Source organism: Segatella copri, from assembly GCF_051861805.1.
GTDB lineage: Bacteria > Bacteroidota > Bacteroidia > Bacteroidales > Bacteroidaceae > Prevotella > Prevotella copri_M.
Map to the genome: position 1 here is coordinate 2,480,838 of NZ_CP146520.1, position 16,719 is coordinate 2,497,556.

The window sequence follows — 16,719 nt, forward strand, 5'->3', positions numbered from 1 at the left end:
AAATCCGTGAGTAATCCGAGGAAGGCGGTTAAGGTTCCGTTTATTCCGCGTAATCCGATGAATAATGACACACCCTCTTTTTAGTTTATATTTTTTCCTCTTTAAAGTGTTTACTTTATCGACTATACTTCTTAATATATCCTTCTGCACGAGCATCACCCAGCTCCTTTGCCTTCGCCAGGTTCTTTAATGCCTCGTCCTTCTGCTTCAATTCTATCTGAAGCAAACCGAGGAGAAGATAGCCGTCGGCGTATTCCGGAGCCAGGGCTATGCACTGCTTGGCAGCACTGACACCCTCCTCAAATCTCTTGACACGCAAATCCAAACTTGCCCACTCGGCAAAATACGTAGGCTCCTTTGGCGAAAGGTAGCAGGCACGGGCTATGTCGATGAGCGCCGGCTGCCACATACGCAATCGAGTCTCACACTTGTAGCGGGTGTAGAAAAACTCCGGATTCACGGGGCGGGCTATGGAATCATACTGGTTGTAATCGGCCAAAGCACTGCGATACTCGCCCTGTTCGTCCAGGAACTGGCCACGAGCCAGATAGTAATTTCCTGCCAATACTCCCGCATTCTTTGATGCTACGATGGCACTATCCAGAAGCACCCTGATTTCTGATGCAGGTGCCTTCAGACGAGTCTTCGACTGAGCAGCCTCCAGATAGAGCTCGCCGCTGCGGATGTCCGTCTTGGTTAAATCCATGAACATATCGTATGCCTTCTGGTAATCACCCTTGGTAAACCAGATGCGGGCTTCCTGGTGCTTATACACCGGGTTCGCCTTGATGGCATAAGCCTTCTGCGCCTCCTCAATCGCCTTGTCGTAAGTCCACGCCTTGAACGCAGAATCACCCTTATAAACCAGTTTCTGATAAATCAGATCTGAATAGTTGGAGTGAGCCTCATCCTTGGCGTTCGCCTTCTTAATGCCTTCTTCCATCAGTTTGGCTGCCTCCTCAAACTCGTTCTGCTCTACCAGAACCGTTCCCTTCTCCTTGTATCCGAAGGCGGAGGTTGGGAAACTGGCGAGGAACTCGTCTGCATACTTGGTGTAGGCTTCACGGCTCAGCTGCGCCTTGTTCAGCGTCATCATGGTGATGGCGTCCTGCTCCACATCAGGCAGGGCGGTGCGGATGCCTGTCTCGCGAAGCGCTGCATCGAGGGTGGAAAGTCCCGTTACCTTCAGCTCCTTGGCATAGTTGGCATCGATGGCCGTAACCTGACCGTTGCTATGCATGATTCCGATTACCTGACCGTCTTTGTTGACGAAAGGACAGCCCACGGCATTATCGGGCACGGTGATGGAGAAGATGTAGTAATTGTAGGTGGTCTTGAACTTCTCTACGCTTGAAATCTCCTCCTGCTGGAATGGTGACTTCTTGATGGAATAGGGAACGAGCCACACCTTGCTGCCTGCCTCCGATTCCTTGGCTGCGATGCGGGCGGCTGCGGTGTTGCCCACCACTCTGAACTTCGCCACATCGTAAAGCTCGTCGGCTCCGAGGAGGGCGTCTACCTCCATCGACTTGCCCGAAGCATCCACGATGCTTGCCTTGACGGCTCCGATGAATGGCTTGAAGGTACTGATGGCAGTTCCCTTGTTGTCAATAAATACACCCTGCGTGGATGAAATGATGTTTCCATCCTTGTTGAAGGTGGTGAGAGTAAATACGCTCTTGGCTGATTTCTGCACAGCTCCCGGTTGAGCGAATAGGGACGATGCACCCAGCATCAGTCCCAACATAATCATATATATTTTCTTCATATTTCAAAACAGTCGTTTTTATGGGCGGTTGGACCTCAGCAGTTCCCTGGCGTTGGCGAGTGCCGCCTGTGTAATGTCGCTGCCGCTGAGCATCTGGGCGATTTCCTCCACACGCTGCTCGCTGTTGAGTTCCTTCATCTGCGAGATGGTGCCCTGTTCGGTTTCCTCCTTCAGCACCTTGTAGTGATGGCTTCCCTTGGCTGCTATCTGCGGCAGGTGGGTGATGGAGATGACCTGTCGTTCCAGGTGGCCCATTTCTGCCATGATGTCTGCCATCTTTTCGGCTATCTTGCCGCTCACGCCCGTATCGATTTCGTCGAAGATGATGGTTGGCAACTTCACGGCGCCGCTGATCATTGCCTTGAGCGAGAGCATGACGCGGGCGATTTCTCCACCCGATGCTACCTGGGTTACAGGCTGCAGCGGCGTGCTCTTGTTGGCGCTGAAGAGGAAGCTTACCTTGTCGGTGCCGTTGCTGCTCAATCCCTTGTCGGCGAAGGCAATCTCGAATCTTACGTTCGGAATGCCCAGCGGAACCAGGCGCTGCTTCATCTCTGCCTCTATCGTCTTTGCCGATTTCTGGCGCACGGCGGTGAGCAGGGCTGCTTGCTTCCGGGCTTTTTCGAGCAGGATGGCTACCTGCTTCTCCAGGGCTTCCACCTGCTCGTCGCCACCATCGATGCTGGAGAGCTGACCGGCGATATGGTCGCGGGTGGCAATAAGTTCTGCCACCGAATCTACACGGAATTTCTGCTGCAGGGTGTAGAGCTGGTCGAGGCGGGTGTTGATGGTTTCCAGACGGTTGGGGTCGAAGTCAACACCATCCACGCTGTGGCTGATTTCCTGGGCGATGTCTTTCAGTTCGATATAACTGCTCTGCATGCGGTCGGAAATCTCGGCCATGCTCGGATACACCTCACGAATATTTTCCAGTTGGTCAGTAGCGGTCTTCAGTTTGTCGAGTATGCTGTTGTCGTCGCCGCTCAGGGCATTGTCAGCCTCGTAGAGGGCGGTCTTGATGTCCTCGCTGTGGCTGAGGGTTTCGGCTTCCTGTTCCAGCTGCTCAAGTTCTCCTTCCTTCAGCTGTGCATCTTCCAGTTCCTTCAGCTGGAATCGCATGAACTCCTCGTTCTCGCGGTTTTTCAGAATCTCTTCCTTCAGGTTTTCCAGTTGAACCTTTGCTTGATGGTAGGCCTTGTAATCCTTCTGATAGGCTGCGAGTTGCTTGTTGTCCTGGGCGATGATATCCACCACGTTGAGCTGGAAGTCTTCCTTCTGCAGCAGCAGGTTCTGGTGCTGCGAATGGATGTCTACGAGCTGTTCGCCCAACTCTCTCATCCGGGTGAGGGGCACAGGAGTATCGTTGATGAAGGCACGGCTTTTGCCTGCCGCCGTCAACTCTCTTCTGATGATGGTGTCGTTGCCATCGTAGTCGATGTCGTTGTCATCGAAGAACGCCTGCATTCCGTATCTGGAAAGGTCGAAATGGGCTTCTATCACGCAGCGGTCTCTGCCTGCCTTGATGGCCTTGGTATCGGCTCTGTTACCCAGGAGCAGACCGATGGCGCCGAGGATGATGCTCTTTCCGGCTCCCGTTTCTCCGGTGATGACGGAGAAGCCTGGATAGAGGGCGATATTCAGCTCGTCGATGAGTGTGAAGTTCTTGATATATAATTGCTTGAGCATAATCGGTTATATTATTCCTTTATCTGGTCCCAATATTTGTTTTGCGACGGATTGATGGAGGTGAGGATTTCGAACACGGCTTCCTTCTCCTTCTGGGTGCCCTTGCCCTTGTAGATGTTGGCAAGTTCATCCTTCTTGTAATCCGTCCAGATTTGTGGCAACATGCTGAGCGGGCGATTCTCCTTGGCTTTCTTCAGTCCTGTTTCCAGGGCTGTGGTTATCTCGGTTCTGCCTCGCTCCACATTGTTCGCCATCTCGTCGAGTCCCTTGCGGTAGTAGTCGTACTGCAACTGGCGGAAGGGCTCCATCGAGCCGTCAAGATAGTCGTTGATGATGGCGAAGCGGTTGCGGTCGTTGTCGAAAGCCTTCCAGCCCGGGTAGTCGAGGTTCTGCGCATTGTTGGTGAGATTCATGCAACGCTGCAGCACGTCCTCGCCGCCCTTGGGTGAAAAACTGTCGAGGTCTAAACCGATGAGAAGATACGCATAGTAGGCGAAGAGGGCAGTAAGCTGGTTGTCTATCTGCTCCTCGTTGAACTCCAGCTGGTCGAATTCGGCAAACTTGAACGTGAAGTTTTCATCCACATTATTATATAAGGTGGAGGTATAGGCCGAATTATACACCGGGCGGTTGGCCTGGATGGTAGCCTTGCAGGTAAAGATACCTTGGTCTTTATCATACTTGGTTACCTGCAGGTTGAAGTTGCACACGATGCGCTCGTTCTTCTGAAACTGAAGATGCGTCCATTGGCGGTCGTTGACAAACTGCTCCAGGGTTTGTTGCAGATTGTCAAACACGCTTTTCTCCGTGCCCGAGATCTGGGCATGGTTGATGGTAATCTTTGCCTGCAGTTCCTGTGCCGCGAGGGGTGCAGGATTACAGCAGAAGAGCCAGCTCATCAATGATGTCGCGAGCCACTTCAGTCTTCGGTTTCTTTTCATATTCTTTCTTTCCTTTTTCCGAGATGATGGTAATCTGGTTGTCGTCGGTGCGGAAGGTAGTGCCCGGGTTGCGGGTAGAGTTGAGCACGATGAAGTCGGCGTTTTTCTTTACTCTCTTCTTCTGTGCATTGTTCTCTTCGTCGTTGGTTTCCAGGGCGAAAGCTACGATTCGCTGATGTTTTTGTTTCATTCCTCCCAGGGCTGCCGCAATGTCGTGGGTAGGCACCAGGGTGAGTTCCAGGTCATCCTTCTCGCGCTTGATTTTCTTATCGGCCACGGTGCTCGGCTTGAAGTCGGCAACGGCGGCACAGAGGATGGCTGCATCGCTTTGCCCGAACGCCTGGGTTGAAGCCTGATACATTTCCTCGCAGCTCTCCACGTTGATGCGGTGGATGGCGGGACTGCAGCTGAGGGCTACCGGACCGGCGATGAGGGTGACGTCAGCACCACGGCGCAGGCATTCTTCGGCGAGGGCGAATCCCATCTTTCCCGAAGAATAGTTGCCGATGAAGCGAACGGGGTCTATCTTCTCGTAGGTAGGTCCCGCCGTGATCATCACCTTCTTGCCGGATAAATCGAGCGAAGCCTCAGCCTTCACTTCAGCCTCAGCATTGCCTTCAGCTTCTTTCTCAGAATCTGCTTCCATCTTGAAATATCTGTCGAGATAATCCACGATGACATCGGGTTCCTCCATGCGTCCCTTGCCTTCGAGTCCGCTGGCGAGGAATCCCACCTCCGGCTCGATGATATGGTTGCCGTAGCTGATGAGTGTCTTCATGTTTGCCTGGGTAGACGGATGCTTGTACATGTCGAGATCCATGGCTGGTGCGATGAAGACGGGAGCCTTCATGGAGAGATAGGTGGTGATGAGCATGTTGTCGGCAATGCCGTGAGCCATCTTGCCCATGGTAGAGGCGGTGCAGGGAGCGATGAGCATGGCGTCCGCCCAGAGACCGAGGTCAACGTGCGAATTCCAGGTGCCGTCGCGCTGCGAGAAGAACTCGCTCACCACGGGCTTGTGGGTGAGTGCCGAGAGGGTGATAGGGGTGATGAACTCCTTGCCCGCAGGGGTGATGACCACCTGCACCTCGGCACCCCGCTTAATCAGTCCGCGTATGATGAGGCATGATTTATAGGCTGCAATGGAGCCCGTAATGCCCAATACGATTTTTTTTCCTTTCAGCATATTATTTTCCCATTCTCTTGTTATACTCGCGCAGACGGATGCGGGTGAGTACCTGCTTGGTATTGTTGGTGAACTCGCTGCCCAGAATCCAGGTGAAGTAGCCCGGATCCTTGGTGAGAACCTCTGCAACATCCCAGCCTTTGTACTTGCCGAAGTTGAACACTTCGTGCTTCTGCGGTTCGCCCTTCTCATTGAGAATCACATTGCCCTGGGCATCCTTCAGCTCCTGCCATACGATGCGGCCTGCAAAGTCAACATTGTCATTGTGCTTTGAGAACTCGGCAAGCTCGTCCATGTTGTTGTTGAGCACGCGGTCTGCTTCCTCCTGAACGCCAGGCGCATAGCGGTCGAGCTCGCCCATCAGCACGCGATAGGTGGCCTCGGTATCCTGGTCGGCACGGTGGGCTTCGAAATCCTCCTCCATCTTTCTGCCGCAGTAGAACTTGTAGGCTGCGGCAAGGTTGCGGCGCTCCATCTTCATGAAGATGGTCTGGGCGTCGATGAGACGGCACTTGGAGAAATCGAAGTCGATTCCGGCACGCAGGAATTCCTCGGCGAGCATCGGAACGTCGAAGTGGTTGGAGTTGTAGCCGGCGAAATCACAGCCGGTGAACTCCTGGCTCAGGGTGGCAGCCAACTGCTTGAAGGTTGGCGCATCCTTCACGTCCTCGTTGGTGATTCCGGTGAGTGCAACCACCTCTTCAGGAATCTGCTTTTCCGGGTTTACAAACTGATTCTTACGAATCTCTGTTCCATCCGGGTTCACCTTAATATATGAAATCTGAATGATTCTATCCTTTACCATGTCAAGTCCCGTGGTCTCCAGGTCGAAGACGATGAGGGGCTTCGTTAAATTTAATTTCATTTCTTTTATTTTTGGTTCTTGATTATTTTTCTGCCTTTTGGCTGGCAGAACGTAAAAGAGCCTATGGCTCCTTAGTCGTTAAGGAGCATAGGCATGATGAGCATCAGGACATCTTCGTCCTCTGGCTGCTCTGACGGGATTACGATTCCGGCGCGACTTGGGTCGGCGAGCTGGAAGACGATCTGCTCGCTGTTAAGATTGCTCAGGATTTCCATCAGACTGCTTCCCTTGAAACCGATGTTGATGGTTGAACCTGAGTATTCGCAAGCCAGAACTTCCTTGGCAGAAGTGCTGAAGTCGATATCCTCGGAAGAAACCTCGAATCGGCCGTTCTCAATGTGGAAACGGATGAGCTGGCTGCTCTCGCTGGCGAAAGGCAGCACGCGGCGCAATGCGCTCTGCAGCGCCTTGCGGTCTACGGTGATCTGTGCAGGATTGTTGGTTGGAATCACAGAGTTGTAGTTAGGGTAGCGGCCGTCGATGAGTCTGCATCTCAGCATGCCGTCGCTGAACTGGATTTCTGCGCTGCGCTCATCAAACTTGATGGTAGCCTCATCTTCCTTGCTCAGGATGTTCTTGAGCAGGGTGGCTGGCTTCTTAGGCAAGTTGAAATTGGCAGGAGTCTCACTCTTGATGCTGAAGTTCTTGCTTCTCACCAGTTTATGACCATCGCTGGAAACCACGGCAAGTGCCTCTGGAGTCAGGTCGAAATAGATACCGTTCATCACAGGGCGCAACTCGTCTGACGCTGTAGCGAAGAGAGAACGTGAGATGTTGTCAATCAGAATATCGGTGGAAAGGGTGATGACGGTGCATCCGTCGCCCATAGGCTGAGAGCGTGGATAGTCCTCGGCATTGATACCGGTGAAGTTATAAAGACCATTCTGATATACGATCTTGATGGCGTAAGCGTCGGAGTTTTTTTCTACCTCGAAGCTGAGAGGCTGCTCTGGGAGTTCCTTGAGGGCATCGATGACTACGCGTGTAGGCACGCAGAATTCACCTTCGCCTTCGCACTCGGTCAGGGCGATAGTACTCTTGATGATGTTGTCACTGTCGCTGGCGGTGATGTTCAGTTCACCGCTTTCAATCTGGAACAGGAAATTCTCGAGGATAGGCAACGAGTTTTTGCTGCCAATCACCTTCACAAGCATGTTGAGTTTGCTGCTCAATGCTGAACTTGATACTGTAAATCTCATGAGTCGTTATTTTTATTATTGTTTATTTTCCTTATTTTATTTGCGTACGCCCCCAGTTTGGGTGCCCTTTCGCAATTATGAGTACAAAAATACAAAAAATATCGGGGATAGACAAAAATAATCGAAGAAATGTTTCGGTTTTAGAACTATTTTTAGTAATTTCGCAGTCAGAAAGAAAAACTTGATAAAAGAATCACTCTATTTTGTGCTTTTCCGAGGGGTCATGATGAAGCAAGGTGCCCATCGTTTTGCAATGATAGAACAGACAACATTTAATAAATTAATTATATGGAATTACAAGGAAAGGTGATTGCCGTTTTGCCTGAAAGAAGCGGCGTTTCTGCAAGAGGTGAGTGGAAGGCTCAGTCGTTCGTTATCGAGACTCATGAGCAGTATCCTAAGAAGCTTTGCTTCGATGTGTTCGGAGCTGATCGTCTTGCACAGTTTAACATCCAGAGTGGCGAGGAGCTTCTGGTTTCATTCGATATCGATGCTCACGAGTATCAGGGCCGCTGGTTCAACAGCGTTCGTGCATGGAATGTTCAGCGCATCGACCCTAACGCCGTAGCTGGTGCCATGGGCGGTATGCAGCCAGGTGCTGCCGCATTCCCTCCTATGGGTGCTGCGCCAATGGGTGCCGCTCCTGCAGCTGCGCCAGCAGCAGGTGCTACAGCTCCATTCCCTGCTTCTCAGCCAGCTGCTCCAGCACAGGGTGGTAGTGCTGACGATCTCCCATTCTAAATTCTGAAATGAATCGCAGAGAAACAACAAGAGCATTCGAGAGGATTTGTTAAAGATTTCCTCACGAATGCTCTTTCTTGTTGGTAACCATTGGCTTACCTGCCAAAATGGGGAGGTATATTTACCCTTAAGGCAAAATATTCCTAGCCTTAAGGATAAATATTTTTAGCCTTAAGGGAAAATATATTTTGCCTTAAGACGGGTTTTATGCTGACGGAAGGCTTCTATTCCTTTCGTCTTCTTTTTTCAAAAAATGTCCTGGAGGCGGCAAAGAAGAGTACCACGGCGGCGGCATTCTCTATGGCTACCATCCAGAAGGCTCCACTGTAGCCGAAATGCTCGGCAACAATTCCACCCAGCAGACAACCGATTCCGAAGCCCAAGTCCCAGCCCGTAAGAATGCTGCTATTCGCCGTGCCTCGCTGGTCGTGGCGCGCCACATTTATAAACATATTCAGGAAGGCAGGGTAGAGATGGCCGTTGCCCAATCCTATCAGTGCTGCCGAAAGATAGTAAGCTATCGGGTGCTTCACGGCAACGAAGATGGTGAATCCCACCAGCGAAATCAGCATTCCCTCGGCTGCATTCTGCGTTAGCTTGCCCTGGCTCAGTGCCTTCCTGCCCTGTAGGCGGCTCATGAAGAGTCCCATCGAGAGGATGGCGAAATAGGTGCCCGTTCCGCCCGTAATGCCCAGTTCTTCCTTGCTGTAGATGGCGAGGTAGTTGCTCAGCACGCCCCAGCAGAATCCGAACATGCAGATGTTGATGGCGAGCAGCCAGGCTCGGGTGAGGAAGAACCTGTCCAAGGAAAGCTTCTCCTTGTTCTTGACAATCTCTTTCTCAGGGAGTTTGATGGTTCCGGCAATCACCACGGAGGCTATTGCCACCACGAAGGCTATCCAGAACAGCACCATGTAACTGCCTACGATGTTGTGAAGATAGATGCCGATGGATGGGGCTATCGCCATGGCAAAGTTGTTGCTCAAGCCATAGAGACCGATGCCTTCGTTGCGGCGGCTGGCTGGCAGTACGTCGATGGCACAGGTGCTGTTGGCCACGGTGACGGCTCCGAAGGGACCGCCATGCAGGGTGCGGCAGATGGCGAACATCAGGATGGTGCCGGCGGCTATGTAGCCCGCAAAGAAGATGGCGAAGGCTGACAGACAGACCATCAGCACCTTCTTGCGCGAAAAGCTATCCACCACATATCCGCTGAACGGACGGATGATGAGTGCCGCCACCGTATATCCGCTTAGAACAATGCCTATCACATCCTTCGTTGCCCCGAAAGTCTCGCTCAGATAGAGCGGGAGGAGTGGGGTGAGGAGGTAGAAGGCGAAGTAGAGCAGGAAGTTGGTGGTCATCACCTTGATGTAATTCGCATTCCAAAGTTTCTCTTTCATCATTTTTCTTTCAACGTTTATTTTCGAACTGTGCGGTTGAAATTACCCAATACGCCCTGAAAGGGCAGAAGCTCCTAGCCCAGGGCATCGCCCTGGGTAATTATGAACGCAAACCCGTCGCCCTGTAAGGGCAAAAGCTTTAAAGAACCAAGCAATAAACAAAGCTTTTGCCCTTACAGGGCGTCTTGCTGATTGCCATTATACCCAGGGCGATGCCCTGGGCTAAGAGCTTTTGGGCTTTCAGCCCGTTTCAACCGTACAGTTCGTTTATTTTTCATTCTCGTTAAATCTTATCCTCCAGCCAGGCATCAATCAATCTGCGGGCGATGGAAAGTTTCTCGGGGAGTATCGGCAGAGCATCCTTGCTGAACCATTTGCCACGCGAGAGCTCTTCTTTCTGAAGATGAATCTCGCCATCCACGTACTCGGCTGTGAAGCCTACCATCAGTCCGCTAGGATAAGGCCATGGCTGGGAACTGAAATACTTCAAGTTCTTGATAGTCAATCCGGTTTCTTCCATTACCTCACGATGAACGGCTTCTTCCAGGCTCTCGCCGGTCTCTACGAAACCAGCCACGAGCGAATCGAAGTTGCCCTTGAAATTGCGGGCATGAACCAGGAGCACCTGGTCGCCCTTCCTGATGAGCACGATGATGGCTGTGGCAAGGGATGGCCACACCGTCTTGCCGCATTCGGTACACTTCTTGCTGATGTCTGTATCCATCTTCATCGGAGCGCCGCAAACGCCGCAGAACTTCGTGTTCATATCCCAATAGTTCAGCTCCTGGCACTTTCCTGCCTTCTGATAAAGCTCGGGGGTGAGCTTGTAGAAGCTGGGGCGCAGACCGCACATCTCGTATTTCGGATGGTCGGTCACCGGCTCTGGAATGGTGAAGGTTTTCACTTCCGTGCCGTCGCTCATCGGGGTGATGTTGAGGACGTGAGTCCAGGGCTTGAGCTCTATCGGACTCTCCTCGCTACATGGAATCGTATAGGTTCCGTCTTCTTTCTTCTCAAGCAAGATATCTGTCTTGCAAAATATAAACCAATATTTCATAATATCTTATTTTTTCTTTCCGAAAAGCAAGTCGTAGTCGCGCTGGGCAGCAGGCTTGGTCCATGCTTCCGGCACGAACTTCCAGTTGTTGTTGGCCTTTGCCTCTACGGTTCCCATCTTCTCTATCGCCTCCATCAGATAGTAACGCTGGTCGCGCTCGCTGCGGTAGATGATGCGGCTCTCCAGACTGTCTTTCGGAATGCCGGCACCATGGGTGAGGAGCTCACCGCCGCCATTGCCACGATAGCTGTTTACTGCCACCTTGTACCACTTCTTCTCGTCGAAAGGTTGACCGTTGCTCATGCGCAGAATCTTCACCTTCTCGCCATCTGGCTTCGTAACATCCACCTCGTAATCAATGCCGGCAGCACTGTCGAAATTGAACGAGAGGTTCTTGAATCCCAGGCGCTGCTGATCGCCCTTGGTGTGGGTGTCGAGCAGAAGGAGATGGTCGTCAGGACTCTTCATCGTGTTCACCCAGAGGTCGTAGCTCATCTCCAGATGCTTGCGGATTTCCTCGCCGGTGAGGCGCATCACGTAGAGCTGGTTCTCATATTTATAGAGGTTGAACATGTCGCCTACGCAGATAGGACCCGCCTGGATGGTGGCGTTGAACTGCAATGGGGCGTTGAAGGCGATGTCGGCCTTGGTGATGTCGAGCTGCAGGTTGAGGATGAAATCATTGAACGCGCAACTGCCGAAGAACGACTCGCGGCTGTGGATGGTGTTCTTGAATGTGCCGATCTGCTTGCCCACAAACTGGTTGATTTCGGCTATCTGAGGCTCGAACGCCTTCATGAAGTCTTCGTCGATAGGACATTTTGTCACATCGGGCAGGGAGCCCGTCACCTTCTTGTCAGTCACCACATATTGCTTCTTGCCATTCACCTTCTTTTTATTTAAGGTGAGCGTTACCTCGGCGTCAGCCACGTTGAGGGCGTTGTTGGCAGGGTCGAGACAGACCACTGGCTTGCCTTCCACGTTGGTGATGGTCTCGTTGCAGCGGGTGTGGTCGTGGCCGAAGAGCACCATGTCGAAACCTGGCACTTCCTTTGCTACACGCAGGGAGGCATCCTCCTCGTATTCCGGGGTGACAATGCCACCGTCCTTACCGCTGTGGAAAACGCCAATCACCACGTCTGGCTTCTCCGTTTCCTGGATGTGCTTCATCCATTTACGGGCACAGGTTACCATGTTTTCAAACTTAAGTCCGCTCCAGAGGTTTTCTGTCAGCCAGTTGGGAATGGCTGGTGTCAGCATTCCGAGCACGGCAATCTTCACGCCCTCACGGTTCAGGATGATGTAAGGCTTCACGTAGGGCTGGCCGGTCTTGGTGTCGATGATGTTGGCACCGAGCACCGGACAGTTCAGTTCCTTAATCCATTTATCATACACGGCATGACCCGTTTCCACATCGTGGTTTCCGAACGCCTGGGCGTCATACTTCATATAGTTGACTACGTCGGCAGCCACATTGCGTGCCTGGGTGTTCACATAATTATAATAGTAGCAGGTTGGCTGACCCTGCAGGATGTCGCCGTTCTCCAGGAGGATGACGTTGTCCTTGTAGGTTTTGCGCAACCCGTTGACGTAAGAGGAGACGCGCGCCAGGGTTCCAGCCTTGGGCTTGCGGGTGATGAAGTCGTATGGAAAGAAAGCTCCATGAACATCACTCGTCTGAACCACTCTCAGTTTTACGGTACGCTGTTGTGCCATTGCCTGCGAATTAAAGGTGAGCGCCATGAGGAGCGCTGCGAACAGTTGTTTCATATTATTTTTCATTTATTATTTAAATTCATGTGCAAAATTACAAAAAAGTTGCCAATTACGGCATACTTTTTGTTGGATTCTTATTAAAAACATAAAAATAGGAGGTTTTATAATATGGCATTTGTAGATTATTACAAGATTCTCGGTGTTGACAAGAACATCCCCCAGAAGGATGTGAGGGCAGCATATCGTAAACGTGCAAAACAATTCCATCCGGATTTGCACCCGAATGACCCGAAGGCGAAGGCTAAGTTCCAGGCGCTGAACGAGGCATACGAGGTGATTTCCGACCCAGATAAGCGCGCCAAATACGACCAGTTTGGCGAAAACTGGAAGAATGCCGGAGGCTTCGGTGGTGGCGGCTTCGGTGGTGGAGCCGGTGGTGCTGGAGGAGCCGGAGGAAATCCTTTCGAGGGCTTCGACTTCAGCAGTTTCGGAAATGGCGGAGGCGGATTCTCCAGCTTCTTCGAAAATCTCTTCGGAGGAGGCCGTGCCCGTGGCGGTCAGCAAGGAGCTGGTTTCGGCGGCTTTGGTGGCTTCGGAGGTTTCGGCGGAGGAGCCAACGCCGGCTATGGTGCTGGTGCTGATTTCGGAACTGGCGGCTGCGGTGGCGGCTGCGGCAGCCAGGGTGCCCGAACCAACACGGGCGAGATGAACATGAACGTGAACATCGACATGTACACAGCCTTGCTGGGTGGCGAGGGAATCATCACGCTGAGCAATGGTTCGAAGATTAAGCTGAAGATTAAGCCAGAGACCCAGAACGGCACGAAGGTTCGTGTGCGCGGCAAGGGTTACGACAGGGGCGACGGCACCTTCGGTGATCTGATGATTACCTATAACGTGAAGTTGCCTACCGGCTTGAACGAAAAGCAGAAGGAGTTGTTGCGACAGATGAAGGAAGCGCAATAATTTATGTTTGAGCGCTCATTAAAAAAAAGGGTGTGTCATAAGTCTAAATAATGGCAGCCGAAGACGGGCTGAAAGCCCAAAAGCTCCTAGCCCAGGGCAGCGCCCTGGGTAATGTTGGCAAGAATCAAGGTCGCCCTGAAAGGGCAAAAGCTTTGAAATTGAAAGCTTTTGCCCTTTCAGGGCGACTTTGTTGTATCTATTCTAAAACCCAGGGCGCTGCCCTGGGCTAAGAGCTTCTGCCCTTTCAGGGCGTATGGGATGTGGCTTATGACACACCGCCCTTTTTTATATTCATTGTACATTACAACCTACAACCTATAAACTATAAATTGTAAACTATAAACTATTCTGTTGTAACCTGATTCATGTTGAAGGAAGAAACCTTGCCGGCTGGTGAAACCACGGCATTGATCTTGAAGTTGTTCTGCTTCTTGCTTCCATCCGTGAGGTCCAAATTCTGGACGGCAGAGAACTGCACCTGATATTCGTAATCTTCTTCTCCCACCTCGCGCTTCTTAATCTGGTAATCATTGTTAATGTGCCAGTTCATGTTAGCCACATTTTCCTTATAGAGCTTGTCCATAAAGGTAACCACATCGGCCTTGGTGGCAGAAGTCTTGCCCAAGAGAGAAGAGAGGATGTCTTCGCAGGTGGCAGAAAGTCCGTCGGCATTATGAGAGTTGATGCTCTGGAAGAACTGCCTGAACAGTCCGCTAACCATCTGCTTCTCTTCTGGCTGCAAGTCGCGGCTCTTTGCCTTCTTCATCGCATTCTCAGCCTCCTCGATATGTGCTCCGTCGGCGTGGGCGTCGAGATAAGCCTGATAAGCCTGTACGTTGTCGGCAGCCTTCGCCATATTCCAGTCGATGGAATCAATCTTGTTCCACGCCTCCTGCTTATGCGGACTGTTAGGATACTTCTGCAGATAATCCTCCAGAGCCTGCTTCGAACCGCTTACCAGGGCGTTGGTCCAATCCTGGTCAATGCTCTTGAGCATTTCCAAATGCGCCATGATGGAGTCACGATGCGCCTCTTCTGCGTCCTTATAGGTGTCGAGATAACTCTGCAGCACCATCGGGTCGCTGCTCTGCATTGCATACTCGTAGGCTTCCTCCTCCTTGTTGCGGTTGGCATTATCGTAGAAATAATACAGGATTCCGCAAACCAGAACAGAGAAGACCAACGAGATAATCAGAATGCTTCGGGCACTCATCTTCTTGGCTTTCTGCTGGGCTTCATTCTCTGGATTATTGCCGTATTTTCCATATCCGTTTCCATTATTTCCGTTTCCGCCGTTTCCTGCTGCCATCGGAGTCTGTCTTACCGGAGGAACAGGAGGGGTAGGAGGAGTAGGGGGAGTAGGAGGATTGACAGAAGCAGCTGGAGTAACAGGAGCCGAAGTTTCCGTTGAATCCATAGGAGTCTCTGTTCTAGCCGGAGCCTCAGTTCTAACTGTAGTTCCAGAGGCAACCGTTGTAGGAATTCTATAACCGACTGAAGCTATTTCATGGCAGTTAGGGCACATTTCCTGACTGCTGAAATAAATCTCTCCACAGTGAGGGCATTTGATAATCTTTCCTGCGATTTCCACACCGCAGTTAGGACATGTAGGGGCTTTGTCACTGATTTGACGTCCACATTCCGGACATTTTATAATTGCCATAGTTTTATTTAATGTTTATTGATTTACGTATTTTATCTGTGTCTGAATCTGATTTCTCGCAATCTGTGTCTACCCATGAATCGGCTCTTATCCACGTATCCGTTCACGCCGTTGAGCTTTCCCTTACCCGTGTATTGCCACATTTCGAAATCCCTGCCGTCTCTGAGCACAGGCACTCGCTTGGAGTATTGGGCAATCATCAGCTTGTAGCTGTCCAGTTTGCCCAACAGGTAATTATCGTAGAAATTGGCTCCGGTGTAGATGAGGGGCTTCTGCCTGTAGGCTTTCTCCACGAGATGGAGGAACTTGAAGAGTGAGTCGCAGAATTCTTCCGTTGCCATTCCGCTCTTGGTTTCCACATCAATCATCGGGAGCAGATCCTGGTCGCCCGGGCGGCATTGCGCCTTGAAGTTCTCCAACTGGGTTTGCTGGGGAATACGGGCACGATAGAAGTGGTAGGAACCTACCTTCATTCCATACCGATGCGCCAGGTCGATATTCTGCTTGTATCTGCTGTCTACATTGGTTCCTCCTTCAGTTGCCTTCAGATAGACGTAAGCCATCTTGCTGTTGTCGCCGATGGTTTCCCAGAACACTTTTCCCTGATAATGGCTCATGTCAATGCCATGAACGTGGCTACAGGTATCTTCGCATTGCACCTGGGCGTGACTGCAAAGTGTGAGTATTGTCGATAAAATTGTTATAAAAATTCGTTTCATACGTGCAAAGGTACGAAAATCATGCGATATTCGTAGCGTTAAGGGCTTATTTTTTTAATATTTTATATTATCGTAAACTTCTTCTAGAAGAATCATCTTCGTGAAATGATTCTACTCCTCAATCTCGGAGAGCGACTTGAAGAAGTTGTTGCAGAAGTTGCTGATGGTTTCGATGGGAGCATACTCCAGATACCTCATGCTGCGGTGCAGGTTCTTGCGCATGGTGCCACCCGTAACGTGCACGAATCCTGCCTGCGTCTCGTTGAAGTGGATGTCCTGCATGTCCTGCTCGTTGTAATACAGCGATCGCAGGGTGAGCTTGTAGGCTCCCCGCTCCACATGGCGCACGTAGGGAATCTCATCCTGTTCGAAATCGAAGAAGAGGATGAGTACGCTGCCCTGCAACTGTGCCATGCGCTGGATGCGCAGCTTGCTGAGCCACTTGTCGAGCTTCACGAAATCCACCTTGTCGCCCTTGGTGCGCAGGTAGTTGCCCATCTCGATGATGCCGCTCAGGTTGATGCCGTAGGCAAGAATGCCATTGATGTTCGACACGATGATGCGCAGCAGGTGCAGGGTCTCGATGGAAGTATCGATGGCGTGACGCTCATTTTCCTGGATGTTGGCGAGTCGTCGGTTCAGGAAACCATTGTTCATGCGTACTTCGCCCGCAGGAACATCGTTGAGATTCTTCATCATCTGGGCAATCTTCTGTTGCTTGAATGTAGTCATGGGTTCCATCTCCTCTTCAATGCCGAAGTGGGCGGAACGCAACTTGATAAAAAGGTTCCTTTGTAAGAAGTCCATCG

General features: G+C 51.4%; 15 protein-coding genes. 3 read left to right on the forward strand and 12 right to left on the reverse strand.

The genetic code is table 11. The annotated features are described in order from the left end of the window. Positions 1-115: 115 nt before the first annotated feature. The 6 genes from V8Z93_RS09610 to dnaN all read right to left on the reverse strand — a co-directional run bounded on the left by V8Z93_RS09610 (position 116) and on the right by dnaN (position 7,645). Entirely contained in the window at positions 116-1,768 is a 1,653-nt protein-coding gene (locus tag V8Z93_RS09610) for a tetratricopeptide repeat protein (RefSeq protein ID WP_439431371.1), read from the reverse strand. An 18-nt stretch (positions 1,769-1,786) separates the two neighbouring features. Then, positions 1,787-3,454 (reverse strand): DNA repair protein RecN, encoded by a 1,668-nt coding sequence (recN, locus tag V8Z93_RS09615; protein WP_439431372.1) that lies wholly within the window; start codon positions 3,452-3,454, stop codon positions 1,787-1,789. 11 nt (positions 3,455-3,465) lie between these two features. Beyond that, on the reverse strand, positions 3,466-4,353 hold the full coding sequence (locus V8Z93_RS09620; protein ID WP_439432848.1) for a DUF4835 family protein: 888 nt from the start codon (positions 4,351-4,353) through the stop codon (positions 3,466-3,468). After that, a complete protein-coding gene (gene coaBC, locus V8Z93_RS09625; RefSeq protein WP_439431373.1) occupies positions 4,331-5,581 on the reverse strand; it encodes a bifunctional phosphopantothenoylcysteine decarboxylase/phosphopantothenate--cysteine ligase CoaBC in 1,251 nt (416 codons plus the stop codon). The genes V8Z93_RS09620 and coaBC overlap by 23 nt, the downstream gene beginning before the upstream one ends. 1 nt (position 5,582) lies before the next feature. Further along, a complete protein-coding gene (locus V8Z93_RS09630; protein WP_439431374.1) occupies positions 5,583-6,446 on the reverse strand; it encodes an exonuclease domain-containing protein in 864 nt (287 codons plus the stop codon). A 71-nt stretch (positions 6,447-6,517) separates the two neighbouring features. After that, a complete protein-coding gene (dnaN, locus tag V8Z93_RS09635; protein ID WP_203050967.1) occupies positions 6,518-7,645 on the reverse strand; it encodes a DNA polymerase III subunit beta in 1,128 nt (375 codons plus the stop codon). A gap of 288 nt (positions 7,646-7,933) precedes the next feature. On the opposite strand from dnaN, the gene V8Z93_RS09640 reads away from it, so the two are divergent. Beyond that, on the forward strand, positions 7,934-8,386 hold the full coding sequence (locus V8Z93_RS09640) for a DUF3127 domain-containing protein (protein WP_203038436.1): 453 nt from the start codon (positions 7,934-7,936) through the stop codon (positions 8,384-8,386). 224 nt (positions 8,387-8,610) lie between these two features. On the opposite strand, the gene V8Z93_RS09645 is transcribed toward V8Z93_RS09640, so the two are convergent. From V8Z93_RS09645 to V8Z93_RS09655, 3 genes are all read right to left on the reverse strand, one after another. Beyond that, a complete protein-coding gene (locus V8Z93_RS09645; protein WP_203038435.1) occupies positions 8,611-9,792 on the reverse strand; it encodes an MFS transporter in 1,182 nt (393 codons plus the stop codon). 280 nt (positions 9,793-10,072) lie between these two features. Next, complete coding sequence (gene nudC, locus V8Z93_RS09650; protein ID WP_439432849.1) at positions 10,073-10,849, reverse strand: NAD(+) diphosphatase; 777 nt, start codon at positions 10,847-10,849, stop codon at positions 10,073-10,075. Between the two features lie 3 nt (positions 10,850-10,852). Then, entirely contained in the window at positions 10,853-12,616 is a 1,764-nt protein-coding gene (locus tag V8Z93_RS09655; protein WP_439431375.1) for a bifunctional metallophosphatase/5'-nucleotidase, read from the reverse strand. A 114-nt stretch (positions 12,617-12,730) separates the two neighbouring features. On the opposite strand from V8Z93_RS09655, the gene V8Z93_RS09660 reads away from it, so the two are divergent. Then, complete coding sequence (locus V8Z93_RS09660) at positions 12,731-13,528, forward strand: DnaJ domain-containing protein (RefSeq protein WP_439431376.1); 798 nt, start codon at positions 12,731-12,733, stop codon at positions 13,526-13,528. Positions 13,529-13,578: 50 nt separating this feature from the next. Then, on the forward strand, positions 13,579-13,758 hold the full coding sequence (locus tag V8Z93_RS09665; RefSeq protein ID WP_439431377.1) for a hypothetical protein: 180 nt from the start codon (positions 13,579-13,581) through the stop codon (positions 13,756-13,758). A 113-nt stretch (positions 13,759-13,871) separates the two neighbouring features. On the opposite strand, the gene V8Z93_RS09670 is transcribed toward V8Z93_RS09665, so the two are convergent. From V8Z93_RS09670 to V8Z93_RS09680, 3 genes are all read right to left on the reverse strand, one after another. After that, positions 13,872-15,191, reverse strand: a complete 1,320-nt coding sequence (locus tag V8Z93_RS09670) for a double zinc ribbon domain-containing protein (protein WP_439431378.1) — start codon at positions 15,189-15,191, stop codon at positions 13,872-13,874. A gap of 32 nt (positions 15,192-15,223) precedes the next feature. Next, the gene (locus V8Z93_RS09675) at positions 15,224-15,910 is read right to left on the reverse strand and encodes a glycoside hydrolase family 25 protein (protein WP_439431379.1); all 687 of its coding nucleotides are present in this window, start codon (positions 15,908-15,910) and stop codon (positions 15,224-15,226) included. Positions 15,911-16,021: 111 nt separating this feature from the next. Next, positions 16,022-16,717 (reverse strand): hypothetical protein, encoded by a 696-nt coding sequence (locus V8Z93_RS09680; RefSeq protein ID WP_203038430.1) that lies wholly within the window; start codon positions 16,715-16,717, stop codon positions 16,022-16,024. Between the last annotated feature and the right edge of the window lie 2 nt (positions 16,718-16,719).